This is a genomic window from Dickeya fangzhongdai (assembly GCF_002812485.1).
GTDB lineage: Bacteria > Pseudomonadota > Gammaproteobacteria > Enterobacterales > Enterobacteriaceae > Dickeya > Dickeya fangzhongdai.
The window spans coordinates 4,980,582-5,007,071 of sequence record NZ_CP025003.1; the positions used below are offsets into that span (position 1 = coordinate 4,980,582).

The following is a 26,490-nucleotide window of genomic DNA, read 5'->3' on the forward strand; positions in this document are numbered from 1 at the left end:
TTTCGCATTACCCAAATCCTGCCGGGTTGGGTAAACTCTGATGACTGTATTTTTTCAGCCCCGGATTGGCTCTGAGACGTATTTTTCGCTGAAAAATATGTAGTAATCCGGCGCGATAACGGGTTTACTTTCGTTCGTCCGCCTTCAGCGGGACACCATTCAGTTTTTAGTCAGGATGCCTATGTCAAACAGTGCAATGAGTGTGGTTATCCTCGCCGCCGGCAAGGGAACCCGCATGTATTCCGATCTTCCCAAAGTCCTCCACCCTCTGGCGGGTAAACCCATTGTTCAGCATGTAATTGATGCCGCGATGGACGTTGGCGCCCGGCGCATTCACCTGGTTTACGGGCATGGCGCGGATCTGATCCGGGAAACGCTGACGGAAACGTCGCTTAACTGGGTATTGCAGGCCGAGCAGTTGGGAACCGGTCATGCGGTGCAGCAGGCGGCCGACGGTTTTGACGATAACGAAGACATCCTGATTCTGTACGGCGATGTGCCGCTTATCTCCCCTGAAACGCTGCAACGTCTGGTGGCGGCCAAGCCGCAAGGCGGGATTGGCCTGCTGACCGTCAATCTGGCCGACCCCAGCGGTTACGGCCGTATTGTGCGGGACAACGGCGAAGTGGTGGGGATCGTTGAGCACAAAGACGCCACCGAGCAGCAGCGTGCGATCAATGAAATCAATACCGGCATTCTGGTGGCGGGCGGCCGTGATTTGAAGCGTTGGTTAAGCCAGCTCAATAATCACAATGTGCAGGGCGAATATTATCTTACCGATATCATCGCCATGGCGGCGCAGGAAGGCCAGCGCGTGGTGGCGGTGCAGCCATCGCGGTTGAGCGAAGTGGAAGGCATCAACAACCGCCTGCAACTGGCGACGCTGGAGCGCACTTATCAGCGCGAGCAAGCCGAGCAGTTGTTGCTGGCTGGCGTCATGCTGCTAGATCCGGCCCGTTTCGATCTGCGTGGCGAACTGGAACACGGGCGTGATGTGACGATCGATGCCAATGTCATTCTGGAAGGCCGGGTGACGCTGGGTCATCGGGTTAAAATCGGCGCGGGCTGCGTGATCAAAAATAGCGTGATCGGCGACGATTGCGAACTCAGCCCTTACACCGTGGTGGAAAACGCAGTGTTGGAAGCGCGTTGTACTATCGGCCCGTTCGCCCGCCTGCGCCCCGGCGCGGTGCTGGAAGAGGACGCGCACGTAGGCAACTTTGTCGAATTGAAGAAAGCGCGTCTCGGCAAAGGGTCGAAGGCCGGTCATCTGACCTACCTCGGCGACGCTGATATCGGCGCGGGCGTGAACATCGGCGCGGGCGTCATTACCTGTAACTACGATGGCGCCAACAAGCACCAGACGGTTATCGGCGACGACGTGTTCGTCGGTTCGGATAGCCAGTTGATAGCGCCGGTCAAGGTGGCCAACGGCGCAACCATCGCGGCGGGCACTACGGTAACCCGTAATGTGGGTGAAAATGAACTGGTCATCAGCCGCGTCAAACAGACCCATATCACGGGCTGGAAACGTCCGGTGAAGAAAAAATAGTCTTACCCCCCTCGGATGCTGCGATCTTCGCTGACGCGTGGAAGAAAAAGGATCCGAGGGCGGAATGCGTCTTGAGATAAGACGGTTTTGGCCTGCGTTGCGCTGGCGAGCGCAGGCCAAAACATAATAATTCCCCATTCTCTACAAGGCTCGGGGAACCCGGAATAAACCGGAACAATCAGGTCTAAAGACATCGTGGTGACACAATATGTCACTTTTACAGGAATACAACCGATGTGTGGAATTGTAGGCGCTGTTGCGCAACGAGATATTGCTGAGATCCTGCTGGAGGGGCTACGCCGCCTCGAGTACCGTGGTTATGACTCTGCCGGTCTGGCGGTGGTGAATGGCGAAGGACAGGTGTCCCGCCTGCGCCGTCTGGGCAAGGTGCAGGTGCTGGCGCAGGCGGCGGAAGAACAGCCGCTGGTCGGCGGAACCGGTATCGCTCACACCCGCTGGGCGACTCACGGCGAGCCGTCCGAACAAAATGCTCACCCGCATGTGTCGGAGCACATTATCGTGGTGCACAACGGGATTATCGAAAACCATGAGCCGCTGCGCGAGCTGATGGTATCCCGTGGTTATCGTTTTGTCTCCGAAACCGATACCGAAGTGGTGGCGCATCTGGTGCACTGGGAACAGCAGCAGAACGGCGGTTCGCTGCTGGACATCGTGCAGCGCGTTATCCCGCAACTGCGCGGCGCGTACGGCATGGTGCTGCTGGATAGCCGCGACCCCAACGTGCTGGTTGCCGCGCGCTCCGGTAGCCCGCTGGTGATTGGCCGCGGCGTGGGCGAAAACTTCATTGCCTCCGACCAACTGGCGCTGCTGCCGGTAACCCGCCGTTTCATCTTTCTGGAAGAAGGCGATATCGCTGAAGTCACTCGTCGTACGGTACGTATCGTTAACCGTCAGGGGCAGGACGTTAATCGCGAAGAGATTGAATCAAAAGTACAGTACGACGCTGGCGACAAAGGCGCGTACCGTCACTACATGCAGAAAGAGATCTACGAACAGCCGATGGCGATCAAAAACACCCTGGAAGGGCGTTTTAGCCACGGCGAAATCAACCTGTCCGAGCTTGGCCCGCAAGCCGATGCGCTGCTGGCAAAAGTCCAGCATATCCAGATTATCGCCTGCGGCACGTCTTACAACTCCGGCATGGTGTCGCGCTACTGGTTCGAGTCGCTGGCGGGGATTCCGTGCGACGTGGAAATCGCGTCTGAATTCCGTTACCGCAAACCGGCGGTGCGCGCCAACAGCCTGATGATTACCCTGTCCCAGTCCGGCGAAACCGCCGACACGCTGGCGGCATTACGTTTGTCGAAAGAGCTGGGATATCTGGGCTCGTTGGCGATTTGCAACGTAGCGGGTTCATCGCTGGTGCGCGAGTCGGATCTGGCGTTGATGACCCGTGCCGGCACTGAAATCGGCGTGGCGTCCACCAAGGCGTTCACTACTCAGTTGACGGTGTTGCTGATGCTGGTGGCGCGTATCGGTCGTCTGCGCGGTATGGATGCCCGTATCGAACACGATATCGTGCATGCTCTGCAGGCGTTGCCGGCGCGTATCGAACAGATGTTGTCGCAGGACAAGCTGATCGAATCGCTGGCGGAAGGTTTCTCCGACAAACACCACGCCTTGTTCCTGGGGCGCGGCGACCAGTACCCGATTGCGATGGAAGGGGCGCTCAAACTCAAGGAGATCTCCTATATCCATGCGGAAGCCTATGCGGCGGGTGAATTGAAGCACGGCCCGCTGGCGCTGATCGACGCGGATATGCCGGTGGTGGTGGTCGCACCCAACAACGACCTGCTGGAAAAACTGAAATCCAACATCGAAGAAGTCCGCGCCCGCGGCGGCGAACTCTACGTGTTTGCCGACGAACAGGCCGGTTTCACCTCCGACAGCGACATGATGAAGATCATTCAGTTGCCGCACGTGGAAGAGGTGATTGCGCCAATCTTCTACACTGTGCCGTTGCAACTGCTGTCTTACCATGTGGCGCTGATCAAAGGCACCGACGTGGACCAGCCGCGTAACCTGGCGAAATCGGTGACGGTGGAGTAAGAAGGTTTTCCGTCTAAACGACGAAATCGATATTTTTCAATATCAACCTGAAAAACGAGTAATAAAAGCCCTGGGGTTTATCTCAGGGCTTTTTGGTCACCCTATCTAAGAATGACAGGACGATTAGGTAATAAATATCATTTTATTTTATTCGACAGTTCATTGAGTTTCTTTTTTATATCTTCGACTTCTCTGGTCAATTTCTCATTCTGATCTTCCAGCTTTTCTATTTTTTTCTGTAATTCATTGAAATCACGGATTTGAATTTCTGAGCGATAAATATCCCTACCGAACGTATCAGTCACCACTATGTATTGATAGTCTCTATCTGAAGTTTCAAGATCAATAGCACTGACCATAAACGATGTGGATAAAAACAGATCGACTATGAGTATTTTTTTGCTGCATGCATGTAACTCCTTTGGGTATTAGCTCTGTTTCACTTTATACCTGTAATTAACACTTAGCTAATCAGAGAAATCTGTCTCTATTGTTACTTCCATACCACCCGATTACGGCCGGCGTTTTTGGCTTCGTACAGCGCGTCGTCGGCCCGCTTCATATCGCTCTCGAAGCTGTCTTTCAGATTCTGAACATTACGGTGTTTGATAAACGTTGCGCCGATGCTGACGGTAAAATGGAAGGAATAGCCGTCAACCGTGAACAGGGTGTTTTCCACTTCGGTGCGAATCCCGTTCATGATGGCATCGACATTATCGAGATTGGCGTTGTGGACGATCAAACCGAACTCTTCGCCGCCCAGGCGGGCGACGAAGTCGTCGGTACGCAGTTTGCCGGTAATGATCTCCGCCAGACGACAAATCGCCACGTCGCCGACGTGATGGCCGTACTGGTCATTGACCTTTTTGAAGAAGTCGATATCGATGATCGCCAGTGCGGTGTTTTTCTCATGGTTGCGGTAGCACTTTTCCGTTTCCAGAATATAGGCGCGCCGGTTATGGATGCCGGTCAGGGCGTCGGTATTGGCCATTTCCAGCAGTTTTTCTTCCAGCTCTTCTCGGGCTCGCTGGGTTTCCAGCGCGTAGAACAGCGAGCCTAACGTGTCGACGAACGGGTTGAGAAAGCGCAACTGCCGCTCGTTGTAGCCGTCGAAGCGGTTACCGAGTCCGATCATCCCCACCACCTCGTTACGGAAATAGATGGGCAACCCCATGAATTGTCGCAGGATTGGGTGGCCTGACGGCACGCCGCGCGAGGCGGAGTGGGAACGCGGCGAGTTGGTGATGACCGGTTTGCCGGTGATCACCACATGCCCGAACAGGTTGTCCAGGCTGGTGAACTGCAGTTTGTTTTGCAGAAAAGTATCGTAAGAGTTCTTGCTGTCGCCGTTCCAGCTGACGTTGGAAATGGCGACGATGTGCAGCACTTTCTTCCCATCGTGTTCTCTGACCTGGCCGATAAAACCGAACTCCGATTCAGAGATGGAAAGCAGGTCGTCAAAGATGGACATGCAGGCTTCCTGGATGTCGGTTTTTTCCAGAAAGATCTTTTGGGCCCGGTTAATCAGCTCCAGCAGGCGTTTATCCGCTTCTTCCTGTAATTCCTTGTTTTTCTTCTCGGTAATATCCCGATGGGTGCCGGCGACCCGAATGGGTTTGCCTTTTTCGTTGTATTCCACCACCTTGCCGTAGGTTTCAATCCACACCCAGTGGCCTTTATTGTGGCGCATCCGGTATTGCTCGTTGATCAAGGTTGCCTGACCGGTGATGCAGGATTCCGCCGCCTGCACCATTCTTTCCCGATCCAGCGGGTGCATCAGCTGTTGCCAGTAATCCATTGAGGAGTCGAATTGGTCCTGCGTGACGCCCATCATTTCGCACCACTGTTTATTGACGCGAATGTTATGCCGCCCCAGATCCCAGTCCCAGGTGCCGAGACTGGACGACTCCAGTACCAGCCGCATTTGGTTGTTGGTATCCACCAGCAGTTTTTGCAGGTATTTCTGGTGGGAGTTATCGATCAGCAGCGCCTGCACGTGGCTGAGTCTGCCGTTGTGATGGTAATTGGCGATGGAAAGCTGGCGAATCCACAGCGTTTTTCCCCTGGGCGACAAAAAGCGGTATTCGCATTCCAGATTCGCCACGCCTTTTTTATGGTTATCCAGTGCAAACAGCAGGTTCTCGTAGTCGTCCGGATGGATATAGTTTTCTATCGCCGCAGTGTTATGTCTGATGTCTTCTTCGGTAATGCCCAGAACATGATGCGCATTAGGGGACATGTAGGAAATGTGCAGCATGTTGTCTTGCTGCCAGTTGATCAGCACCACGGAGGAGTTATTCAGCAGCCGGATTTCCTGTTCCCGATGCAACTGGTCACTGTGCAATTTGAACAGGGCTTCGGTAGTGCTGGCGACGAAGGCGGCGGTTTCTCGCGTCGTGTCATCCAGTGCCCGCGGTTGATAGTCGATGGCGGCCAGGGTGCCGACCACGATCTTGTCGAGCACCAAAGGTATGCCAAAGTAACTACGGATATGCGGAGCGCCGGTAACCAGCGGGTGCTCGCAAAACTGACTGTCTGTTAGCGTATCGGGAATCGATAAGGTCGTCTCGGTGGCAATCACCGAATTGCAAAATGCCAGTTCCCGGGTAGTACATTCAATATCGATACCTTCGCTGAAAATCAGCCATTGCTTGTCCAGATCGATAATCGAGATAAACGCCGCCGGAAAATTCAGTATCCGTGCAAATAATCTGACCTGGTTTTGAAAGGATTGCTGTAAGTGTAAGTCGAGCAAATGATATTCATTGATTTTTGCGACGCGCTGCTCATCGGTATTATGTTTTTTCATTGTCATCTTTCCCTTAAAAAACAAATAAAATCAGTGTATTGCACTCCTGGTAACAAAACAGAAAAATGCGTCTGCTAGGCTCGGTTATAAAAAGTGGAAACATCCTGTAGGGGAGTTGGGTCCTGACGTGAGAGCGCTGTTTTTTCAGCGACATATCTGAGTATAGAACAGGTTTTTTTATCGCTGGGCTATATAAGTAATTTAGTGTTTTAGTGCTTTTTGTTATTCATATTGGTTTTCTTGCAGGAATTAAATAAAAAAACCTCCCTGCTTCTTAAGGCATGGGGAGGTTTTTTTATAAACGCTATACTATTAGGTCAGGACTTTTGTGGTTTTACCCCACCTTTTCTGCCTAACCCAAAGCCAACACGATAGAGATCGGGCATATCAATACGCTCGCTGTTACGTTCTTCAAACACGCCTATTCTTAACAAATCCAGTTTTAGGCCCGGCCAGCCTTTCTGGGCATGCTGAGGAGGTAACTTGTTTGGATTTTCCGGCAGTCCTTGAGAAAACTCCTCATTCCAACGCTGTTGTATTACGCTGAAATCAATGGGTACGTTGAGCCCGTTCAAGGGAGTTAAGAACTCGTTTACCCACGGATAGTCTTCAGTCAGTTCGCTGACCCTGATTTCCGATGCCTTTTGAACCCCACGTTTAATACTTTCATAGTGCAACGAGTAGGTATAGTCCGGGTACCGCTCCATTGAGTCTTCGGCTGCTTGCCGTATAGCAGCTAAAAATGAGCGAGGAGACGTTCGCCCTTTTCCGTCTGCCAGATGACTAACGGCCCAGACATAAGGGACACCACGACGGCGATCCTTGCCCATCCACGGCCCGGCTAGCGCTTCAAATAATTCTCTTTGTGATGGCGTTTCACGCTTTACATCATCATGCGGCACAAAACGGGAATCGGAATGCTCAGGTGGTTTATTCAAGGTTCGGTTATAGCACTCGCGCAGCACATCACCATGTGATGTTTCACCATTAATCAGGTATTGCCATAGCAGGCCATGCAAGTCATGCCTTGCCCAGGATAGTTCAGCTTTGGTGGCAAGCAACTTGGAGGCATCAGGAAAATCGGTAACAGTTCTTTCCAGTTGGTCTTCGCGTAAAAAGACTTTGGCGGTAAGACGGCTGTATGGTTTTAGCCACAAGACAACCCGTAATAGACCACGCACGATATTATCCATTACCGACCAATCAGTACTGAGTCTGTCGAGCGCGTCAAACAAAATCAGGGCGTAGCGACCATTTCCCTCTAACGATTGATTGGCCTGAGACATGGCTGCTGCAATATTTTCCGGATTTTGCTGTACCCAAGATATTTTTTCTGACCACTTTGCCTGTTGAGCCAACAGTGGCTGCTGGGTTAGTTTGCCGATGCCTGATATGACAATCGTGCGCCAGATATCATAGGCATCAAAGCTCTCTACCAATTGAGAAAATGTATCTGAGTCTGGATACGCGTCATTCTGTGGCCGCTCTGAAAATCCGATATGAATGTCTGTAATATCCAATTGTGGAATTGATGAACCTAGCACTTTACGCAAAGCAGGATCGCCAAGCGCTGCCGTCCAAACAGATTTCCCGACTCCACGTGTGCCCACCACCAGTAAACTTTCCGGCCTTAGTGCTTTTAAATGCGCAGGCGGAATGTAGAGGTGTTTTAATGGCGGCGCAGACCCGCTGTATGAGGTATCCGCAGGTAAGGTTTCATAAATGGCTCGACGGATATCTTCTGCGCTACTCATCATGCTCTCCGGGATGATTGGTTAAACCTTGAATACCCTCAATTAACGTGCCGAAAATTGACTGAACTTCGGCGGAGTCTATCGTGTTTTGCGCAAATCGGGAATGTAGCGACGTTAGCGCGGAGAATCCTCTGTTCCAGCGAATCGCCCACGGATAGTGTGGTGCTGCTTCGTCGTTCATCTCGAAGCTGAACAGATTCTCCACTGTTTCACCCGGTGGTACTTCGTCATAAAGTGTGGAGGAAAACAGTTCGTAAGCGTTTTCACACAACCCGGAAAAGTAGCTCTCGCGTCGTTCGTCATCAGGAATCATGGCACCGATAAGTTGCAAACGCTCACGGATATCAGCGGCTTTGCCTGATCGGTTCCAGTATTCAAATAACACCCGATATCCTGACCAGGTTTGCTCGCCATCCAGTGTAAACAGTAACACGGTATTGGCGCCGATATCGGTAACGCAACTGGATGCGACTTCATCTATTCCAGAGCGTGAGTCGATCAAAATCACATCAGGCTTAATCGTTTCTTCTAACTGGTCAATCAGGCGATTGAGTCGGTGAGACCAGCTTTCCCGGTTTCCGTTACTGTCTATTTTGGGCATCCAGACTCTGCCCAGCTTGGCGATATATTCTCCCGGATTTTTGCCATGTGCCGGTATCACGTAAATGTCGCCGTCATGGGATAGCGTACTGGTGGCGATCATGTCATCAAGCAGGCTGTTGCCATTATCGACCAGATCTTCCACCAGCCAGTCGGCGATGCCATAAGTTGGGCGACGGTCTTCCGGTAGCAAGGCGGTAGATAAGCCAGGAGACTCAAGATCCAAATCAAGAACCATGACTTTTTTACCGGCTTGCGCCAGCGCCCATGCGCAAGCGGCCATCGCGGTTGAGCGGCCAACGCCGCCTTTGATAGAAAAAAAGACAATGCGACTGGCGCCTTCAGACTCTGGTGTGATCATATCCCAGCGGCTTTCCGTCGCTAATCTGTCAACCACATAGACGCCGGGAATATCGGCAAGCGCAAAATGGGCTGCGCGTTGATAAACCGATTCGACATTGGGTTCATATAAGACGGTGTTATCTGGAGCAAAGCTGTGAGGCGACAGTTCAGTTGAAAATTGTGCGGCAATCGTGTCAATCGCAGCCTGATGTTCGGGATTGTTCTGAATCGATTCGGAAGCGATTAACCTGACTTTACCGTTCAGATCTCGGTTGATTGCCACGGGTTCAATCTGACTGATAAGATCAGTGTGAGGTTTAAGAATGCCTTCAATAGTAGGCAAAAGCTGGTCGAAGGTTTTCATATCGCGCCGTCCGTTTTAGCTTGTTTAAGTATATTTTGGACTTGTTTGGCTCCGTTGCGATGTTTTTCTGCCTCAATTTGTGTGAACTGTTGTTGGTTGCTGTAACGTTGTGACGCTTTCCAGTTATCGAAAGGATTTAGTGAAGATAAAAGATACTCAGCTCCGGGGTAGCGGCCACTACGGTATGCATCGTAACGTGACCAAATAGCATCAATATGCTTTTGGTCGTGGCGTTCACTGGGCATGTCCCTATTCGTGTCAAAGGGCATACCAAACTCCTGCATCAACTTTTTTAACCCGCTCTCTGCCGAGAAGCCATAAAGATGATCGGCATTGGCCCAGCGTCCCAGATGAAACAGGATTTCTGCATCTCTCCAGTGGCGATGACAGGCGTCTTCAAAGTCGGTTGCCATGACTGTGCTTCACTCCTTTGGTCAGAGACGGACATATTCAAGGTCTAAATAGCATGTGTGACAAGCGATTTTACCGGAACTGGGGATTCATAGAAGTATATCGTTGAAAGTATTGTATAGATTGTTAAATAAATGCTTGCCTCTGCCAGGCAGGCATACCCAGTTCTGACTCGACTGTCACACAACTGTCATATTGCGTACATTTTACTGTCACCGAATTGACCTATTTTCTCCACCAGCAAACTACACTCTGATTAAACAATAGCTCCGGGTCTACACGTCTAAGTATCCCACAGGAGGGATTATGAAACTCATGCGTACCACTGTTGCCAGTATCGTTGCTGCAAGTTTTTCTCTGACGGCGGTTTCTGCTTTTGCCGCGGCAAACCTCACTGGCGCAGGTGCGACGTTCCCCGCTCCGGTTTATGCAAAGTGGGCTGATTCTTACGAAAAAGAAACCGGCAACAAAGTTAACTATCAGGGCATCGGTTCTTCGGGCGGCGTGAAACAGATTACCGCCAAAACCGTGGATTTTGGTGCGTCTGATGCGCCGTTGGCGGATGACAAACTGGCTCAGGACGGTCTGTTCCAGTTCCCGACCGTGATCGGCGGTATCGTACTGGCTGTCAACGTGCCGGGCGTGAAAGCCGGCGAGCTGACGCTGGACGGCAAAACGCTGGGTGACATCTACCTGGGCAAAATCAAGAAATGGAACGACGAAGCCATCGCCAAACTGAACCCGGGCGTGAAACTGCCGGATCAGGACATCGCTGTGGTGCGTCGTGCCGACGGTTCCGGCACCTCCTACGTGTTCACCAGCTACCTGGCTAAAGTGAACAGCGAGTGGAAAGAGAAGATTGGCGCGGGCAACACCGTAAACTGGCCGACCGGTCTGGGCGGTAAAGGCAACGACGGCATCGCGGCGTTCGTGCAGCGTCTGCCGGGGTCGATCGGTTACGTTGAATACGCGTACGCCAAGCAGAATAACCTGGTTTACACCAAGCTGATTTCTGCCGACGGCAAAGCAGTCAGCCCGACGGAAGGGTCTTTCAGCAATGCCGCCAAAGGCGTTGACTGGAGCAAGTCCTTCGCACAGGACCTGACCAACCAGAAAGGCGCCGATGTATGGCCGATCACCTCTACCACTTTCATTCTGATTCACAAAGAACAGAGCAAGCCTGAGCAGGGCAAAGAAGTGCTGAAGTTCTTTGACTGGGCTTACACCAAAGGCGGCGATCAGGCCAAAGCGCTGGATTATTCTACCCTGCCGAAAGAAGTGATTGCTCAGGTACGCGCAGCATGGAAAACCCAGATCAAAGACAGCAGCGGTAAAGCGCTGTATTGATTGCGGTTAGCAGGATCGGTTGTGTGAGTACCGAGAGGTGGATAAACCGGAAACGGGGTATCCACCTCTGACATTCATTGGGGTTTCCTCCAATGACCTGATTAAAGACGCAGTTATCTGAAAAACGCAGTTATCTGAAAGAAGAGAGACGTATGGCTGAACACAAGCCAACCATTACACCTCCGGGAAAACAGGGCGACATTCTCTTCGGGGCGCTGGTCAGACTGGCGGCCCTATTGACGTTGCTGTTGCTGGGCGGAATTATCGTTTCCCTGATTTTCGCCTCCTGGCCGAGTATCAAAACGTTTGGTTTCTCCTTCCTGTGGACCAAAGAATGGGATGCGCCCGCCGGGCAATTCGGCGCGCTGGTACCGATTTACGGCACCATCGTGACCTCGCTGATCGCGCTGATCATCGCCATTCCGATTAGTTTCGGTATCGCGCTGTTCCTGACGGAACTGGCGCCGAGCTGGCTGAAACGTCCGCTGGGCGTGGCGATTGAGCTGCTGGCCGCGATCCCGAGTATCGTCTATGGCATGTGGGGGCTGTTTGTGTTCGCCCCGTTGTTCGCCAAGTATTTCCAACAACCGGTAGGCAACGTGCTTTCCAGCATCCCATTGGTCGGCACCCTGTTCTCCGGGCCGGCGTTCGGCATCGGTATTCTGGCGGCCGGCGTGATTCTGGCCATCATGATCATCCCCTACATCGCCGCGGTAATGCGCGATGTGTTCGAACAGACGCCGGTGATGATGAAAGAATCGGCCTACGGTATCGGCTGCACCACCTGGGAAGTTATCTGGCACATCGTGCTGCCGTTCACCAAAAATGGGGTGATTGGCGGCGTCATGCTGGGGCTGGGACGTGCGCTGGGCGAGACGATGGCGGTGACGTTTATCATCGGCAACACCTACCAGCTCGACAGCGTCTCGCTCTATATGCCGGGCAACAGCATCACCTCCGCGCTGGCTAACGAATTTGCCGAAGCCGACACCGGGCTGCATACCGCCGCGCTGATGGAGCTGGGCCTGATCCTGTTTGTGATTACCTTTATCGTGCTGGCCTGTTCGAAGCTGATGATCATGCGTCTGGCTAAAAACGAAGGAGCGCGCTGATGGCGAGCATTGGCATTGAAAACCGTTCTGACTCGCTGGAAACCCGTCGCAAGATGCAGGCCTGGCGCCGTCAGAAAAACCGCATCGCGCTGTGTATGTCGATGCTGACGATGGCGTTCGGTCTGTTCTGGCTGGTATGGATTCTGATGTCCACCGTGACCAAGGGCATCGACGGCATGTCGCTGTCGCTGTTTACCGAAATGACGCCGCCGCCCAATACGGCTGGCGGCGGTCTGGCTAACGCGATCGTCGGCAGCGGCCTGCTGATCCTGTGGGCGACGCTGTTTGGCACGCCGCTGGGGATCCTGGCCGGCGTCTATCTGGCGGAATACGGCCGTAAATCGCTGATCGCCGAAGTGATTCGCTTTATTAACGACATTCTGCTGTCGGCGCCGTCGATTGTGGTGGGGCTGTTCGTTTACACGCTGGTGGTGGCTAAAATGGAGCACTTTTCCGGCTGGGCGGGGGTGATTGCGCTGGCGCTGTTGCAGGTGCCGATCGTAATTCGCACCACCGAGAACATGCTGAAACTGGTGCCGGACAGCCTGCGTGAAGCGGCCTACGCGCTGGGGACGCCGAAATGGAAGATGATTTCGGCCATCACCCTGAAGGCGTCGGTTTCCGGCATCATCACCGGGGTGTTGCTGGCGGTGGCGCGTATCGCCGGGGAGACGGCGCCGCTGCTGTTTACCTCGCTGTCGAACCAGTTCTGGAGCACGGACCTGATGCATCCGATCGCCAACCTGCCGGTCACCATCTTCAAGTTCGCCATGAGTCCGTTCAAAGAGTGGCAGGGGCTGGCGTGGGCAGGGGTACTGCTGATCACTCTATGCGTGCTGCTGCTGAATATTGTGGCGCGCGTGCTGTTTGCCAAGAAGACGCATTAGTCAGCAACATTAAAAAAATTACCAGCAACATTAATGAATATCCGGGCGTCGCGCAGGCGGCGTTCGCCAGATTCGCCAGAAGAGAGAAGTCTTGATGAGTATGGTCACAGAGACATCCGCCAGCAAAATCCAGGTGCGCAACCTGAACTTCTATTACGGAAAATTTCATGCGCTGAAAAACATCACGCTGGATATTGCCCAAAACCAGGTGACGGCGTTTATCGGTCCATCAGGGTGCGGTAAGTCCACCTTGCTGCGCACCCTGAATAAAATGTATCAGCTCTATCCGGAGCAGCGCGCCGAAGGCGATATCCTGCTGGATGGCAACAATATCCTGACCGATAACCAGGATATCGCGCTGCTGCGCGCCAAAGTGGGCATGGTGTTCCAGAAGCCGACGCCGTTTCCGATGTCGATTTACGACAACATCGCTTTCGGCGTGCGCCTGTTCGAGAAACTGTCGCGTGCGGAGATGGACGAGCGCGTACAGTGGGCGCTGACCAAAGCGGCGCTGTGGCAGGAAACCAAGGACAAGCTGCACCAGAGCGGTTACAGCCTGTCCGGCGGTCAGCAGCAGCGTTTGTGCATTGCCCGCGGTATCGCCATTCGTCCGGACGTGCTGCTGCTGGACGAACCCTGCTCGGCGCTGGACCCGATTTCCACCGGCCGTATCGAAGAGCTGATTTCCGAACTGAAGAAAGACTATACCGTGGTGATCGTGACGCATAACATGCAACAGGCGGCGCGTTGTTCCGACCATACGGCGTTTATGTATCTGGGCGAGCTGATTGAGTTCAGCGATACCGATACCCTGTTTACCGCGCCACGGCAGAAACAGACCGAAGATTACATCACCGGTCGTTACGGTTGATTACGGGAGTATCATGGAAAATCTCAATCTGAACAAACATATTTCCGGTCAGTTTAATGCCGAGCTGGAAAGCATCCGCACCCAGGTGATGACCATGGGCGGGCTGGTGGAACAGCAACTGACCGACGCCATCACCGCCATGCATAACCAGGACGCGGAACTGGCGCAGCGCGTGATCGAAGGCGACGCTAAAGTAAACATGATGGAAGTGAGCATTGACGAGGCGTGCGTGCGCATCATCGCCAAACGCCAGCCTACCGCCAGCGACCTGCGTCTGGTGATGGCGATCATCAAGACCATTTCCGAGCTGGAGCGTATCGGCGATGTGGCGGACAAAATCTGCCGCACCGCGCTGGAGAAATTCTCCCATCAGCATCAGCCGTTGCTGGTTAGCCTGGAGTCGCTGGGCAACCACACCGTACAGATGCTGCACGATGTACTGGACGCGTTCGCCCGTATGGATCTGGATGAAGCCAAGCGCATCTACATGGAAGACAAGAAGGTGGATAAAGAGTACGAAGGCATTGTGCGTCAGCTAATGACCCACATGATGGAAGACTCCCGCACCATTCCCAGCGTGCTGACCGCGCTGTTCTGCGCCCGTTCCATCGAACGTATCGGTGACCGTTGCCAGAACATCTGCGAGTTTATTTTCTACTTCGTCAAAGGCCAGGACTTCCGTCATCTGGGCGGCGACGCGCTGGAAAAAATGCTGGCGCAGAAAGACGCCGAAAAACCGGAATAAGTCTGGCCTGCTGCCGACGATGCTCTCAACGCCCCGCCTGTGCGGGGCGTTGTCATTGGTAACGTCGCATCTGTATCTCTGTATCGCCGCCCTGTCACCCGTGGTTGCCACCAGCCGGATATAACATAAGTTCATATTATGGGAGTTTATGTTATTTCCGGTGCGACAGAGCCGCTGTTAGCCTGCATTCATTGAGTTAACAATCGTTTATGAACAGCGGCTTATAGGCGGATAATAAGATGAAAAAATCTCTTTTGGCATTTTCTCTCCTGGCAGGACTGGTTTCTCTCTCTGGCAACGCGCAGGCCGACAAGCTGGATGACATCCAGAAAGCGGGCGTGGTGAAAGTGGCGGTGTTCGACAGCAATCCGCCGTTTGGTTATGTCGATCCGCAAAGCAAAAAGTTGGTGGGCTACGATGTGGATGTAGCTGAAGCCATCGGCAAGGCGCTGGGCGTCAAAGTAGAACTGCGCGCCACCAACCCGGCCAACCGCATTCCGCTGCTGAGCTCGAAAAAAGTGGATCTGATTTCAGCCAACTTCACCATTACCGACGAGCGCGCCAAACAGGTCAATTTCAGCGTGCCCTATTTCGCCACCGGCCAGAAGTTCATCGCCCGCAAAGGCGTGCTGAAAACGCCGGACGATATCAAAAATCTGCGTATCGGCGCCGACAAGGGCACCGTGCAGGAAATCACCCTGCGGGAACACTACCCGACCGCCAAAGTGATTTCCTACGACGATACCCCGCTGGCGTTCACCGCGCTGCGTAACGGCAACGTGCAGGCCATCACGCAGGACGACGCCAAGCTGGTCGGGCTGCTGGGCAACCTGCCGGCGGCGCAGAAAGCCGACTTTGAAATTTCTCCGTTCAGCATCACCAAAGAGTATCAGGGCATCGGTATTCCGAAGGGTGAAGATCGCCTGACGCAGAAAGTGAATGACATCCTGCTGAATCTGGAAAAACAGGGTGAGGCGGTGAAGATTTATAACCGCTGGTTTGGGCCGGAAACGCCGTCTGCCCAGCCGCGCGGCGATTTCAAAATCGCGCCGCTGGATCAGCAACCCAAGGTTTGAGTACGTTGCTATAGCATTCTCCATCCGATAGTTGTTACCGTAGTTTCTTACTTGATGGTTGTGATTTGCCCCCGGACCCATCCCGGGGGCCTTCTTGTTTATGATGATTGATGAATCTACCCGACAATGGCTGACCGACTGGCTGCTGGCGCCGCAGTATCTGCAATGGCTGTGGCAAGGCTTTCAGGTCACGCTCGGTATAGCCGCCGCCACCGTGGTGTTGGCGACCGCGCTGGGGCTGGTGCTGGCGGCCGGCCGCGATAGCCGTACGCCGCTGCTGCGCTGGCTGGCGATCGCCTATTGCTCCCTGTTTCGCAACACCCCGCTGCTGGTGCAGTTGTTCTTCTGGTACTTCGGCGCGGCGCAGTTGTTGCCCGCCGGGTTGATGCAGTGGCTCAACAACCCGCACGTGATTCCGCTACTCGGGCTAAACGGGCCGTCGTTTGAGTTTCTGGCCGGGTTGTTTGGCCTGACGCTCTATTCCGCCGCCTTTATCGCTGAAGAGATTCGCGCCGGCATCGCCGGCGTGGCGCACGGCCAGAAATACGCCGCCTGCGCGCTGGGGCTGACCGGCTGGCAGGCGATGCGCTATGTCGTATTGCCGCAGGCGCTGCGCATCGCGCTGCCGCCGTTGCTCGGCCAGTATATGAATGTGATTAAAAACTCATCGCTGACGATGGCGATCGGTGTGGCGGAGCTGTCTTATGCTTCCCGCCAGGTGGAAACCGAAACCCTGCGCACGTTTCAGGCGTTCGGGGTGGCGACGGTATTTTATATCGCGGTGATCGCCCTGCTGGAAGGCTGGGGACAGTGGCGTCAGCACCGGCAACCGCTAAAGGGGCACTGAGATGGATTTTGCGATCATCCGCGACAATTTTAGCTACCTGATGTGGGGCACCTTTCCGGATGGTCCGCTGGGCGGCGCGGCGCTGACGCTGGCGCTCAGTTTGATGGCCGGGATCGCATCGGCGGTGTTGGGCACAGGGCTGGGGGTGGCGCTGGCGATGTGTCGCGGCTGGGCTGGCGGGCTGCTGGCGATGGTACTGGGCTTTTTCCGCGCGATTCCGGTAATCATGCTGATTTTCTGGACCTACTTCCTGCTGCCGATCCTGTTTGGCGTCGATATCCCCGAAATCACCACTGTGGTGTGTGCGCTGGCGTTAATCGCTTCCGCCTACCTGGCGCACGGCGTGAAAGCCGGCATCGTAGCGATAGGGCGCGGCCAGTGGCAGGCGGGGATGTCGCTGGGGCTGGGGCGTTGGCAGACGCTGTGGCACATCGCGTTGCCGCAAGCGCTGCGCATGATGGTGCCGTCGTTCATCAACCAGTGGATCTCCCTGATTAAAGACACCTCGCTGGCTTACATTGTCGGCGTTGGCGAGCTGACTTTTCTGGCGACTCAGGTCAACAACCGCAGTATGGTCTACCCGACCGAAGTGTTCCTGTTTATCGCGTTGGTCTATTTTATCTTTTGCCTGTTGCTGGACCTGCTGGCGCAGGGCGTCAGCAGGCGTTTTCGCGCCGGGCCGAAACCCGCCCGGCGCCGGCTATTCGGCGGACGCAAACCGGCAAGCACGCCGGAATCGCTGTTGCACGAATCCGCCTGAGCCGTCAGGCGGCGGTCAGCGTCCAGCCGCGTGCCTGCCACAGCGCCGGTAACTGCGCCATGTCGTGGAACATCGTCACCAATGGGTGATGGATCGGCGCGTTATGTTCGTCGGCGCAGTAGTAGAACACCGGTATGCCGGCGGCAATGCCGGCCTGCGTGCCGGAGACCGAATCTTCCACCAGAATGCAGTTTTCCACCGTTACCCCCATCTGCTGCGCGGCGTGATGCAGCAACGCCGGGTCCGGTTTCCATTTGCCGATGTCGTAGCCGCTGTACAGGTGCTCGCCAAAGAACGGCAGCAGGCCGGTCAGCCCCAGCGAATGCTGCATTTTGCTGACCGGGCCGTTGGACACCACCGCGGTGGGCGTTTGCAGCGCCGCCAGTACGTCCCGCACTCCCGAAATCGGCTGCAGCGAGAGATCGAACAGTCGCGCGACTTCCTGGCGGAAATGGCGTTCCATCTGCTCGGTTGAAACCGTCAGGCCGAAACGCTCGCTGATGCGATCGATGATGTCGTAGAGCTTCATGCCTTTGAAGTTTTTGATCACTTCATCCAGCGGCAACTGCACACCGTAAGGAATAAAGATATTGATGTAGGCCTGGCAGCAAATGACTTCGCTGTCCACCAGCGTGCCGTCGCAGTCGAAAAATACGCATTCAATCCGGGACATGGGCATTCCTTGTTGAAGGACGAAAATCCCCACTTTACCTGACTGACAGGATAATGCGATGTTTGTGGAAATACGGGACTTGCTGACGCTTATCTCTGTAGCGGACAAACGTTTTCCCGTCGGGAAGTGAGGCGAAACCGCTGCGAACAGGCTGGAGATATAGAAAATTGTTATCGTCGGGAAAAAAAAGCCCGCCGGCGCGTTAACTGCTCCGCATTTTGGTATAGGATACCGGGCGATTATCTTTCCTTTCTTCTCTTTGGGTCATTTATCATGGATAAATCTCAGTCTGGTTCCGCTGCTGAGCAGGGGCTGCTGGATCGCGTGTTCAAACTGAAGCAGCACGGCACCACCGCTCGTACCGAGACCATTGCCGGGTTCACCACCTTCCTGACGATGGTGTATATCGTTTTCGTCAACCCGCAGATTCTGGGTGCCGCCGGGATGGACACCAAAGCGGTGTTTGTCACCACCTGTCTGATCGCCGCCTTTGGTAGTATTTTCATGGGCCTGCTGGCTAACCTGCCGGTGGCGCTGGCGCCGGCGATGGGCCTGAACGCCTTTTTCGCCTTTGTCGTGGTCGGCACGATGGGTCTGCCGTGGCAGGTCGCGATGGGCGCTATCTTCTGGGGCTCGGTGGGTTTCCTGCTGTTGACGATATTTCAGGTTCGCTACTGGATGATCGCCAATATTCCGCTCAGTTTGCGGCTGGGCATCGCCAGCGGCATCGGTTTGTTTATTGCCATGATCGGGCTGAAAAACGCCGGGATTATCGTACCGAATCCGGAAACGCTGGTGTCGGTCGGCAAGCTGACCTCGCATAGCGTGCTGCTGGGCGCGCTGGGCTTTTTCATTATCGTGGTGCTGGCGTCCCGCAACATCCATGCGGCGGTGCTGATTTCCATCGCGGTGACCACGCTGCTGGGCGCCCTGCTGGGCGATGTGAAATTCTCCGGCGTGTTCTCCATGCCGCCGAGCGTCAGCAATGTGGTCGGTCAGGTGGATCTGGCCGGGTCGCTGAATCTGGGCCTGTCCGGGGTGATTTTCTCTTTCATGCTGGTGAACCTGTTTGATTCCTCCGGCACCCTGATTGGCGTGACCGACAAGGCCGGTCTGGTGGATGCCCGCGGCAAATTCCCGCAGATGAAGCAGGCGCTGTATGTGGACAGCATCAGCTCGGTGGCCGGCTCGTTCATCGGCACGTCGTCCGTGACCGCCTATATCGAAAGCTCTTCCGGCGTATCCATCGGCGGTCGTACTGGTTTGACGGCGGTAGTCGTGGGGATTCTGTTCCTGCTGGTGATGTTCCTGTCTCCGCTGGCGGGCATGGTGCCGGCGTATGCGGCGGCGGGCGCGCTGATTTATGTCGGCGTGCTGATGACCGCCAGCCTGGCGCGCGTTAACTGGGATGACCTGACCGAATCCGTACCGGCGTTCGTGACCGCCGTGATGATGCCGTTCACCTTCTCTATTACCGAAGGCATCGCGTTGGGCTTCATTTCCTATGCGGTAATGAAAGCCGCGACCGGCCGCTGGCGCGACATCAGCCCGTGCGTCATCGCCGTGGCGGTGCTGTTCCTGCTGAAAATCGTGTTTATCGACGCCCATTAATCACTGGCGAGCCGGGATTGCCCCGGCTCGCTTGTTGGCGTCCTTTTCCGTTCTCCTGCCGGCTACATCGCGTACTGCGGCGGGGCGTTTTCCGTCGCGTGGCTGCTCAGTTTGATATAGCGCCGCGACTGACGCTGCTGCTGGACGATTTCGCCGGATTTCCGCATGCCGTAGGCCGAGGTGTAGTTCCACATCACCAGCCGGTCGAGGCGAGGCGTATGGGCGCAGGCCCAGGCCAGATAGTCATCAATATCACTGATCACTTCCACATCCGGAATATGCCGCGACCGCAGGCGACCTGAGGCCGGATGCAATTTCAGCGATTCCGGACCGCCGGTATTGAAACCGGGAATTTTCAGTACCGACTGACGAATAGTGCATAACTGGGTGGCGGCTTCCAGCGGATCAAGCTGGGCGTCGATCCAGGCTTTTTCCGCGTGGGTCTGCGTTTGCAGATGCGACGGCGTTTCACGACTCCAGACGCGGACAATTTCCACGTCCATGCCCACTTTCCCTTCCTCGCTGAGCAGGATTGCGATGGTGTTTCCTGCGTAGCCGAGGCTGAAATCAGGCAGATGCGGATCAACAAAACAAGGTCTGCCATTCGGCGAAACCATTAGTGGCGGAAGAACCGGATAACCGAAGAAATAAAACATCATCTCTGCCAGCAGCGCGCGGCTTTTCAGATAGCGCTCGCGGCGCTTCACTGAAAAGCTGTGCGTGGATGAAATCAGGTCATCCGATAACCGCTGCAGATCGGGTAACGCTTCCGTGCTTGCCCACCTGACGAAATGACAGGTCATATTCACTCCATGATGCCAACGAAAAAAACCTGATAATTTTTAGTAGAATGACTGCTCTGTGAAGTTCATTTCCGACGCAAATGGTCAGACAAATATCTGTGCCAAAGAGAAACTGGCGGATAAATCGGCGATAATTATCTATGTCCGAGCAGAATACGTCAAAAAGCACATTTTATTAAAACTGATTTTATTTTATTTGAAACCAAAATCGGGCTTACATCACATCATGTCAATAGGGCGCGGCGACACGGCCTGCGCCGCTTGCCCGTGAACGCATCCTGGCATCACGGGCAAAAAGGCATCAGCGCAAATGGATATCCGCGTGATGCCATGCGGAACGTTGCTGTTTTTCAAGAACCCGTTCGGCCAGCGCCTGCGTCGTTACCAGCGTCAGCGCCGACGTTGGGCACACGCGCACACAGGACGGGCTGTCGGCGACGCCGATGCAAAGATCGCATTTATGGACTTCACTGCCTGATAGCGATGGGGCAGGCGTCTCGTCATCGGATGACCGCGACACCACATTGATGGCGCCGAACGGGCAGGCGATGACGCAACTTTTGCAGCCAATACACCGCGACGAGATGACCTGAATGCTGTCTTGATGCTGCACCAGCGCATCGTGCGGGCAGACGCTGGCGCACGGTGCGTTTTCACACTGATGGCACAGCACGGGCGTGCTCACGTTAGCATTTTTAATTACTTTAAGGCGCGGAAAAAAATGCGATTTATGCAATTTTTGTTGGTTCCCGCCCGCGTGGGCGACGGCACAGGCGATTTCACAGGTGCGGCAACCAATGCATTTGGCGGCGTCCGCAATCACAAACTGATTCATGGCCGATTCTCCTGCTGAACCACCGTGTCGACCGGTAGCGACATGTCCTGACTCTCCAGCCCCATCACCCGCAGCATGCCTTGTGCCGCCTTGCGGCCATCGGCGATGGCGGTGACCACCAGATCGGCGCCGCGCACCACATCCCCACCGGCGAATACCTGAGGATGGTTGGTCTGGCAGGGGTGTCGGTTACCGGATTGCGTGGTCGTAATGTGGCCCCAGCGATCCTGCTCGATATGGGCGTCCTGCAGCCACGGCATGCTGTGCGTCTGGAAACCGAACGCGGTGATCACTGCGTCCGCCGGCTGAACGAATTCAGAGCCGGGCACCGGTTTCGGCCGGCGGCGTCCGCTGGCGTCCGGTTCACCCATTTCGGTTCGTATCAGGCTGATTCCGCACACTTCCCCGTCATTATCCAGGCAGATCTTGAGCGGCTGAACGTTGAACAGAAATTCCACGCCTTCTTCACGGGAGTTTTTCACTTCCTTACGCGAGCCCGGCATGTTGGCTTCATCACGACGATAGGCGCAGGTGACCGACGCCGCGCCCTGACGAATCGAGGTGCGCAGGCAGTCCATGGCGGTATCGCCGCCGCCCAGCACCAGCACCCGCTTACCCTGCATCGACACGTAAGGTTCGTCGGGCAGTTCAGGTAATCCCATTACCCGCTTGGTATTGGCGATCAGGAACGGCAGCGCGTCGTACACGCCGGGAGCGTCTTCATTTTCCAGCCCGGCTTTCATCGAACGGTAGGTGCCGACGCCGAGGAATACGGTGTCAAACTCCGCCAGCAACTGCGTCATGCCGATATCGGTTCCCACTTCGGTATTAAGCCGAAACTCGATCCCCATGGCGCTGAATATTTCCCGACGCCGGGTCAGCACTGACTTGTCCAGCTTGAAGGCCGGAATGCCGAATGTCAGCAGCCCGCCGATTTCAGGATGCCTGTCAAACACCACCGCCTGTACGCCGTGCCGCGCCAGTACATCGGCGCAGGCCAGCCCGGCCGGCCCGGCGCCGATGATGGCCGCCCGCTTGCCGGTGGGTTTGACCCGGCTCAGGTCGGGCTGCCAGCCCATGCTCATCGCGGTATCGGTGATATAGCGCTCAATGTTGCCCACGGTCACGGCGCCGTAACCTCTACCCAGCGTGCAGGCGCCTTCGCATAACCGATCCTGCGGGCAGACCCGGCCGCAAATCTCCGGTAGGCTGCTGGTGCGGTGCGACAGTTCGACGGCGTCGAGAATGCGCCCTTTCTGCACCAGTTGCAGCAGCTCGGGGATATTATTGTGCAGCGGGCAGGTCCATTCGCAGACGGCGTGCTGGCCGCAGTGCAGGCAACGGTTGGCCTGATCGAGGGTTTGTTCGGCGTTGAAGCCGTGATAAATCTCGTTAAACGTGCTTACCCGTTCTTCCAGCGGTTTTTTTACCGCATCCCGGCGCGGCCAGTTTTTACGCTTGTCCAGCGGGCTACGCGCTATCTCGGTAAAGGTAGGAACCGCGCGCGGCGTGCCGGGAATGGCGGTTTGCGCCATCCGCAGTTGCTTCGTGCGGCGCTGTTCTTCTAGTGAGCGTTCACTTACCAGATGAAGCGCCTGAGTGGGGCAGGCTTCCACACAGGCCTGTCCTTGCGGACGCCCAATGCAGAGGTCGCATTTATGGGCGGTAGCACCCTGTGGCTGGCTTTCGACAGTAATGGCGCCGAACGGGCACGCCAGCACGCAGGTTTTACAACCGATGCACTTTTCGGCAACCAGTTGAATGCCATCCTGCTTTCTGATCAGCGCCTGCGTGGGGCACACTTTCGCGCAAGGAGAATCTTCACAATGGCGGCAGGTCACCGCGGTATGTTGTTCTCCCTGATGAAACACCCTGATCCGGGGGTGAAAATCGTCCCTGTTTTCCGGATAACGCCCGTGATTATGGGAAATCACGCAGGCAATCTCGCAGGCATTACAGCCGATACAATCCTTCGCATTTGCGATAACAAACTGATTCATATCCTCTCCCGACATGTACAGCATGGGTGTGCGTATGACCCGCCGGTCATTTTCAGGCATGCCTTCATCAAATTAAGTAAGTGTGTGCTCACTTAATCAATGCGGGGTGTCTGTTGCGATTACAGGCTGCGTTACGCCGGAGCTGCCGGCCGGGCAGGCAAAAGGTGACGAAACCAGCCTGAGCGGGTCACTTAGAAAGTGATTCTGGAAGGGGCCTGGTACCTGTCTCGTCAGGAGAAAAAATAACGATCCCCTCAGTTATTGGGGTTTATCCTAGCGACTCGGGTCGGCATGAATCTTGATATAGAACAGATAATGTGGGGTAAAAATAACCAAAATTTTTCATGCAGTTATCAAAAAAGATAAAAATGCAGCCAGATATAGCAATACATGGTGAAAATTTTATTAATCGAAAAAGGATCGTGAGAATCTTTATGTTTTTTCAGGATATTTAATTTAGTTTTGGATGTGAAATATGTGGTTACTTATCTTAACGTTAAGCATAATGGTTCCCGCCGTTGGCTGGATGCTGGCGTTATCAGGCATCTACCTCATTCATGGGAAACGCTGACCGGTATAACAATAAATTGAATAAGGGATTGGTCTATGAATAAAAAGGTCGTTTTTTGTTCTATGGTCATTACCGCCACCCTGCTGGGCGGATGTGCCACAGAATCTTCACGTACCGTGGAAACTCCTAAAGTTGTGTCCTACAGCACGCCTTATCAAGGCGTCCGCAGCCCTATTTCGGTTGGGAAATTTGAAAACCGCTCCAACTATATGAACGGCATTTTCTCCGATGGCGTAGACCGTCTGGGGAATCAGGCTAAAACCATTCTTGTCAGCCATTTACAACAAACCGGCCGCTTTAATGTGTTGGATCGCACCAACATGGACGAGCTGAAAACGGAAGCTGGTATTAAAGGCCAGGCGCAGACATTAAAAGGCGCCAATTACGTTGTGACAGGGGATGTAACTGAGTTTGGTCGCAAGGAAGTCGGCGATCAGCAACTGTGGGGAATTCTGGGTAGAGGCAAATCACAGATCGCCTATGCCAAGACCACACTGAATATCGTGAATGTTCAGACATCCGAGGTGGTGTATTCCGTTCAGGGTGCCGGTGAATATGCGCTATCAAATCGTGAGATTGTCGGGTTCGGTGGCACCGCCAGTTATGATTCGACGCTGAATGGCAAAGTACTGGATTTGGCGATTCGTGAAGCGGTTAACAACCTGGTTGCAGGCATTGAAAGCGGCGCATGGCGTCCATCGAATTAAAGGAATGGGAAAATAATAATGTTATTCAATAAAAAGACAGCGCTGTTGTTGGCCGTAACTTTACTGGCAGGGTGTGCTTCAGCACCGAAGACCATCTATAGCTGGGATAATTATCAGACTACACTTTATCAATATTATCAGCAGGATAAAAACAGCCCTGAAGAGCAGATTGCTTCTTTGCAGAAGTCAGTAGAAGTTGCTAAATCACAAAACAAACCGGTGCCCCCAGGATTGCATGCTCAATTAGGTCTGCTGTATGCCAAAACAGGCCGCGGTGTGGATGCTCGTCAGCAGTTCGAGACGGAAAAATCATTATTCCCCGAATCCGCCCCTTTCATGGACTTTCTGTTGAGCAAGAACAAAGGAAAATAAGCAATGAACCGTTTTTTAGCATTAATCAGTCTGATGGGTGTGCTGGTTCTTACTGGCTGTGCCAAGCCACAACCTTATGATTATACTGCTTTCAAGCAGAGCAAACCGAGAACTATTCTGGTATTGCCGCCGCTGAACCACTCTCCGGATGTGAAAGCTGGGACCAGCTTTCTTAGCCAGGTGACGTACCCGTTAGCAGAATCAGGGTACTACGTGTTGCCTGTTGCCGTGACTGACGAAACCTTTAAACAGAATGGTCTGACAACTGCTCAGGATATTCATGCAGTTAGCGTAGCGAAGCTGCACCAGATTTTCGGAGCAGATGCGGCTCTGTATCTTGATATCACTGACTATGGCTCAAAATACATGGTCATAAATAGTGAAACCCGTGTTACAGCTAGTGCGCGCTTGGTGGATTTGCGCAATGGTAAGGAGCTATGGAAAGGCAGTGCGACCGCCTCCACCAGTGAACAGCAGTCGAATTCTAACAACGGCATTGTCGGTCTGCTGGTTCAGGCTGCCGTTGCACAGATTGCCAATACCATTACCGATAAAGGCCATGATATTGCGGGTATCACCAGTGTACGTCTGTTGACGGCCGGTGGTCCTTCTTCCCTGCTATATGGCCCGCGTTCACCGATGTACGGGAAAGAAGCTAAGTAATTATATTATTTTCCCGAACTGATAACTGAGAAAACCGTCCATGGCAGCATGGGCGGTTTTTTTACTTTTTATGCATAACGTTTCCTCTCTTAATTGTACCCCTAAATGACCAGCAACCCTGTTGCCATATCAGAAAACCTTACTATGCTTTGTTGATGATAATTAAAGAATATGAGAGAAAAGTGGGATGGACGGCGAGCTAGCGGTGGACGAAAAAGCGCTGTTATATCCGCGCACTATTTCATAGCAAGATAAGTAGTTTTTATGAATAAGATTTATTTCCGCATTGATAATTTTTAATAATATTGCAAGAAATCGTAATTCTTTTGTTGTTTTGATGTCAGTGTGATTCTCGTCACGAAAAAGATCTTATTTTTCGTGTGTTTATATACGGTTGAGGATGGATGAATGTTTGCAGTTGAACACCATTTTATTGATGATGGGTTTAAACATAGCTTGCTACTCTTCTCGCGGATTGAACATCAGCTAAAAAGAAGCGTCTTAATATTCAGCTAAGAAATCTTCGTTATGCTCGTCTGCCAATGGTCGGATGAACAACATTATTGATGGTCATATTACTGTCATTAATTGCTTTTCTACTTATCCTTCGCAAGGACTAAGGAGCGGTTTTCCCTGACGTACTTATCCCCAGATCCGATTCCGATGGCGGGACGGCGATGTTACCAGAGTGTATATACCCAAAATAAT

24 protein-coding genes are annotated in these 26,490 nt (G+C 53.9%); 15 read left to right on the forward strand and 9 right to left on the reverse strand.

Annotated features, from left to right (window positions below; genetic code table 11):
- The first annotated feature begins 181 nt into the window (after positions 1-181).
- Both glmU and glmS read left to right on the forward strand, forming a co-directional pair.
- A complete protein-coding gene (gene glmU / locus CVE23_RS22320) occupies positions 182-1,552 on the forward strand; it encodes a bifunctional UDP-N-acetylglucosamine diphosphorylase/glucosamine-1-phosphate N-acetyltransferase GlmU (RefSeq protein WP_049855441.1) in 1,371 nt (456 codons plus the stop codon).
- Positions 1,553-1,786: 234 nt separating this feature from the next.
- Positions 1,787-3,622, forward strand: coding sequence for a glutamine--fructose-6-phosphate transaminase (isomerizing) (gene glmS / locus CVE23_RS22325; RefSeq protein ID WP_100850361.1), 1,836 nt, complete (start codon positions 1,787-1,789; stop codon positions 3,620-3,622).
- Positions 3,623-3,759: 137 nt separating this feature from the next.
- Here glmS and CVE23_RS22960 read toward each other — a convergent pair whose 3' ends face one another.
- From CVE23_RS22960 to CVE23_RS22350, 5 genes are all read right to left on the reverse strand, one after another.
- Positions 3,760-3,981: a hypothetical protein gene (locus CVE23_RS22960; protein WP_179948977.1), complete on the reverse strand. Its 222-nt coding sequence runs from the start codon at positions 3,979-3,981 to the stop codon at positions 3,760-3,762.
- Between the two features lie 134 nt (positions 3,982-4,115).
- Positions 4,116-6,431: a sensor domain-containing diguanylate cyclase gene (locus tag CVE23_RS22335; protein WP_038920729.1), complete on the reverse strand. Its 2,316-nt coding sequence runs from the start codon at positions 6,429-6,431 to the stop codon at positions 4,116-4,118.
- 317 nt (positions 6,432-6,748) lie between these two features.
- Complete coding sequence (locus CVE23_RS22340; protein WP_197724575.1) at positions 6,749-8,188, reverse strand: hypothetical protein; 1,440 nt, start codon at positions 8,186-8,188, stop codon at positions 6,749-6,751.
- Complete coding sequence (locus tag CVE23_RS22345) at positions 8,178-9,491, reverse strand: KGGVGR-motif variant AAA ATPase (protein WP_100850362.1); 1,314 nt, start codon at positions 9,489-9,491, stop codon at positions 8,178-8,180. Before CVE23_RS22345 ends, CVE23_RS22340 begins: the two co-directional genes overlap by 11 nt.
- A complete protein-coding gene (locus tag CVE23_RS22350) occupies positions 9,488-9,904 on the reverse strand; it encodes an SAM-dependent methyltransferase (protein WP_082171018.1) in 417 nt (138 codons plus the stop codon). Before CVE23_RS22350 ends, CVE23_RS22345 begins: the two co-directional genes overlap by 4 nt.
- Before the next feature lie 304 nt (positions 9,905-10,208).
- On the opposite strand from CVE23_RS22350, the gene pstS reads away from it, so the two are divergent.
- The 8 genes from pstS to CVE23_RS22390 all read left to right on the forward strand — a co-directional run bounded on the left by pstS (position 10,209) and on the right by CVE23_RS22390 (position 17,547).
- The gene (gene pstS, locus CVE23_RS22355; protein WP_038920728.1) at positions 10,209-11,249 is read left to right on the forward strand and encodes a phosphate ABC transporter substrate-binding protein PstS; all 1,041 of its coding nucleotides are present in this window, start codon (positions 10,209-10,211) and stop codon (positions 11,247-11,249) included.
- Positions 11,250-11,401: 152 nt separating this feature from the next.
- Entirely contained in the window at positions 11,402-12,361 is a 960-nt protein-coding gene (gene pstC, locus CVE23_RS22360) for a phosphate ABC transporter permease PstC (protein WP_038663992.1), read from the forward strand.
- On the forward strand, positions 12,361-13,248 hold the full coding sequence (pstA, locus tag CVE23_RS22365) for a phosphate ABC transporter permease PstA (protein ID WP_038663989.1): 888 nt from the start codon (positions 12,361-12,363) through the stop codon (positions 13,246-13,248). The genes pstC and pstA overlap by 1 nt, the downstream gene beginning before the upstream one ends.
- A 94-nt stretch (positions 13,249-13,342) precedes the next feature.
- Complete coding sequence (gene pstB / locus CVE23_RS22370; protein WP_038920726.1) at positions 13,343-14,119, forward strand: phosphate ABC transporter ATP-binding protein PstB; 777 nt, start codon at positions 13,343-13,345, stop codon at positions 14,117-14,119.
- A gap of 13 nt (positions 14,120-14,132) precedes the next feature.
- Positions 14,133-14,864 (forward strand): phosphate signaling complex protein PhoU, encoded by a 732-nt coding sequence (phoU, locus tag CVE23_RS22375; RefSeq protein ID WP_033568181.1) that lies wholly within the window; start codon positions 14,133-14,135, stop codon positions 14,862-14,864.
- Between the two features lie 239 nt (positions 14,865-15,103).
- The gene (locus CVE23_RS22380; RefSeq protein ID WP_100850363.1) at positions 15,104-15,940 is read left to right on the forward strand and encodes an ABC transporter substrate-binding protein; all 837 of its coding nucleotides are present in this window, start codon (positions 15,104-15,106) and stop codon (positions 15,938-15,940) included.
- A gap of 103 nt (positions 15,941-16,043) precedes the next feature.
- The gene (locus tag CVE23_RS22385; RefSeq protein WP_373287842.1) at positions 16,044-16,787 is read left to right on the forward strand and encodes an amino acid ABC transporter permease; all 744 of its coding nucleotides are present in this window, start codon (positions 16,044-16,046) and stop codon (positions 16,785-16,787) included.
- Between the two features lies 1 nt (position 16,788).
- Positions 16,789-17,547 (forward strand): amino acid ABC transporter permease, encoded by a 759-nt coding sequence (locus CVE23_RS22390; protein WP_100850364.1) that lies wholly within the window; start codon positions 16,789-16,791, stop codon positions 17,545-17,547.
- Positions 17,548-17,551: 4 nt separating this feature from the next.
- Here CVE23_RS22390 and yieH read toward each other — a convergent pair whose 3' ends face one another.
- A complete protein-coding gene (gene yieH, locus CVE23_RS22395) occupies positions 17,552-18,220 on the reverse strand; it encodes a 6-phosphogluconate phosphatase (protein WP_100850365.1) in 669 nt (222 codons plus the stop codon).
- Positions 18,221-18,493: 273 nt separating this feature from the next.
- On the opposite strand from yieH, the gene CVE23_RS22400 reads away from it, so the two are divergent.
- On the forward strand, positions 18,494-19,831 hold the full coding sequence (locus tag CVE23_RS22400) for an NCS2 family permease (protein WP_042861745.1): 1,338 nt from the start codon (positions 18,494-18,496) through the stop codon (positions 19,829-19,831).
- 62 nt (positions 19,832-19,893) lie between these two features.
- Here CVE23_RS22400 and CVE23_RS22405 read toward each other — a convergent pair whose 3' ends face one another.
- Positions 19,894-20,634 carry a 4'-phosphopantetheinyl transferase family protein gene (locus tag CVE23_RS22405; protein ID WP_038663974.1) on the reverse strand — a complete coding sequence of 247 codons (741 nt, stop codon included), beginning with the start codon at positions 20,632-20,634 and terminating at the stop codon, positions 19,894-19,896.
- Between the two features lie 58 nt (positions 20,635-20,692).
- On the opposite strand from CVE23_RS22405, the gene CVE23_RS22825 reads away from it, so the two are divergent.
- Positions 20,693-20,905 carry a hypothetical protein gene (locus CVE23_RS22825; protein WP_127350766.1) on the forward strand — a complete coding sequence of 71 codons (213 nt, stop codon included), beginning with the start codon at positions 20,693-20,695 and terminating at the stop codon, positions 20,903-20,905.
- Positions 20,906-20,935: 30 nt separating this feature from the next.
- Here CVE23_RS22825 and CVE23_RS22410 read toward each other — a convergent pair whose 3' ends face one another.
- Together CVE23_RS22410 and aegA are read right to left on the reverse strand one after the other, a co-directional pair.
- Positions 20,936-21,469: a 4Fe-4S dicluster domain-containing protein gene (locus CVE23_RS22410; RefSeq protein WP_038663970.1), complete on the reverse strand. Its 534-nt coding sequence runs from the start codon at positions 21,467-21,469 to the stop codon at positions 20,936-20,938.
- On the reverse strand, positions 21,466-23,469 hold the full coding sequence (gene aegA, locus CVE23_RS22415; RefSeq protein ID WP_100850366.1) for a formate-dependent uric acid utilization protein AegA: 2,004 nt from the start codon (positions 23,467-23,469) through the stop codon (positions 21,466-21,468). The genes CVE23_RS22410 and aegA overlap by 4 nt, the downstream gene beginning before the upstream one ends.
- Before the next feature lie 606 nt (positions 23,470-24,075).
- Between aegA and CVE23_RS22420 the strand changes: the two genes are divergently transcribed.
- Genes CVE23_RS22420 through CVE23_RS22430 form a run of 3 tightly spaced genes read left to right on the forward strand, consistent with a single transcriptional unit; the run spans position 24,076 to position 25,782 of the window.
- Positions 24,076-24,747: a CsgG/HfaB family protein gene (locus CVE23_RS22420; RefSeq protein WP_038920719.1), complete on the forward strand. Its 672-nt coding sequence runs from the start codon at positions 24,076-24,078 to the stop codon at positions 24,745-24,747.
- A gap of 18 nt (positions 24,748-24,765) precedes the next feature.
- The gene (locus tag CVE23_RS22425; RefSeq protein ID WP_100850367.1) at positions 24,766-25,119 is read left to right on the forward strand and encodes a DUF4810 domain-containing protein; all 354 of its coding nucleotides are present in this window, start codon (positions 24,766-24,768) and stop codon (positions 25,117-25,119) included.
- A 3-nt stretch (positions 25,120-25,122) separates the two neighbouring features.
- Positions 25,123-25,782, forward strand: coding sequence for a DUF799 domain-containing protein (locus CVE23_RS22430; RefSeq protein WP_038920716.1), 660 nt, complete (start codon positions 25,123-25,125; stop codon positions 25,780-25,782).
- The last annotated feature ends 708 nt before the right edge of the window (positions 25,783-26,490 follow it).

Bases quoted from the DNA above. Each gene is read 5' to 3' on its own strand.
- glmU (WP_049855441.1), top strand. From the start codon at position 182: ATGTCAAACAGTGCAATGAGTGTGGTTATCCTCGCCGCCGGCAAGGGA.
- glmS (WP_100850361.1), top strand. From the start codon at position 1,787: ATGTGTGGAATTGTAGGCGCTGTTGCGCAACGAGATATTGCTGAGATC.
- CVE23_RS22960 (WP_179948977.1), bottom strand. From the start codon at position 3,981: ATGGTCAGTGCTATTGATCTTGAAACTTCAGATAGAGACTATCAATAC.
- CVE23_RS22335 (WP_038920729.1), bottom strand. From the start codon at position 6,431: ATGAAAAAACATAATACCGATGAGCAGCGCGTCGCAAAAATCAATGAA.
- CVE23_RS22340 (WP_197724575.1), bottom strand. From the start codon at position 8,188: ATGATGAGTAGCGCAGAAGATATCCGTCGAGCCATTTATGAAACCTTA.
- CVE23_RS22345 (WP_100850362.1), bottom strand. From the start codon at position 9,491: ATGAAAACCTTCGACCAGCTTTTGCCTACTATTGAAGGCATTCTTAAA.
- CVE23_RS22350 (WP_082171018.1), bottom strand. From the start codon at position 9,904: ATGGCAACCGACTTTGAAGACGCCTGTCATCGCCACTGGAGAGATGCA.
- pstS (WP_038920728.1), top strand. From the start codon at position 10,209: ATGAAACTCATGCGTACCACTGTTGCCAGTATCGTTGCTGCAAGTTTT.
- pstC (WP_038663992.1), top strand. From the start codon at position 11,402: ATGGCTGAACACAAGCCAACCATTACACCTCCGGGAAAACAGGGCGAC.
- pstA (WP_038663989.1), top strand. From the start codon at position 12,361: ATGGCGAGCATTGGCATTGAAAACCGTTCTGACTCGCTGGAAACCCGT.
- pstB (WP_038920726.1), top strand. From the start codon at position 13,343: ATGAGTATGGTCACAGAGACATCCGCCAGCAAAATCCAGGTGCGCAAC.
- phoU (WP_033568181.1), top strand. From the start codon at position 14,133: ATGGAAAATCTCAATCTGAACAAACATATTTCCGGTCAGTTTAATGCC.
- CVE23_RS22380 (WP_100850363.1), top strand. From the start codon at position 15,104: ATGAAAAAATCTCTTTTGGCATTTTCTCTCCTGGCAGGACTGGTTTCT.
- CVE23_RS22385 (WP_373287842.1), top strand. From the start codon at position 16,044: ATGATTGATGAATCTACCCGACAATGGCTGACCGACTGGCTGCTGGCG.
- CVE23_RS22390 (WP_100850364.1), top strand. From the start codon at position 16,789: ATGGATTTTGCGATCATCCGCGACAATTTTAGCTACCTGATGTGGGGC.
- yieH (WP_100850365.1), bottom strand. From the start codon at position 18,220: ATGTCCCGGATTGAATGCGTATTTTTCGACTGCGACGGCACGCTGGTG.
- CVE23_RS22400 (WP_042861745.1), top strand. From the start codon at position 18,494: ATGGATAAATCTCAGTCTGGTTCCGCTGCTGAGCAGGGGCTGCTGGAT.
- CVE23_RS22405 (WP_038663974.1), bottom strand. From the start codon at position 20,634: ATGACCTGTCATTTCGTCAGGTGGGCAAGCACGGAAGCGTTACCCGAT.
- CVE23_RS22410 (WP_038663970.1), bottom strand. From the start codon at position 21,469: ATGAATCAGTTTGTGATTGCGGACGCCGCCAAATGCATTGGTTGCCGC.
- aegA (WP_100850366.1), bottom strand. From the start codon at position 23,469: ATGAATCAGTTTGTTATCGCAAATGCGAAGGATTGTATCGGCTGTAAT.
- CVE23_RS22420 (WP_038920719.1), top strand. From the start codon at position 24,076: ATGAATAAAAAGGTCGTTTTTTGTTCTATGGTCATTACCGCCACCCTG.
- CVE23_RS22425 (WP_100850367.1), top strand. From the start codon at position 24,766: ATGTTATTCAATAAAAAGACAGCGCTGTTGTTGGCCGTAACTTTACTG.
- CVE23_RS22430 (WP_038920716.1), top strand. From the start codon at position 25,123: ATGAACCGTTTTTTAGCATTAATCAGTCTGATGGGTGTGCTGGTTCTT.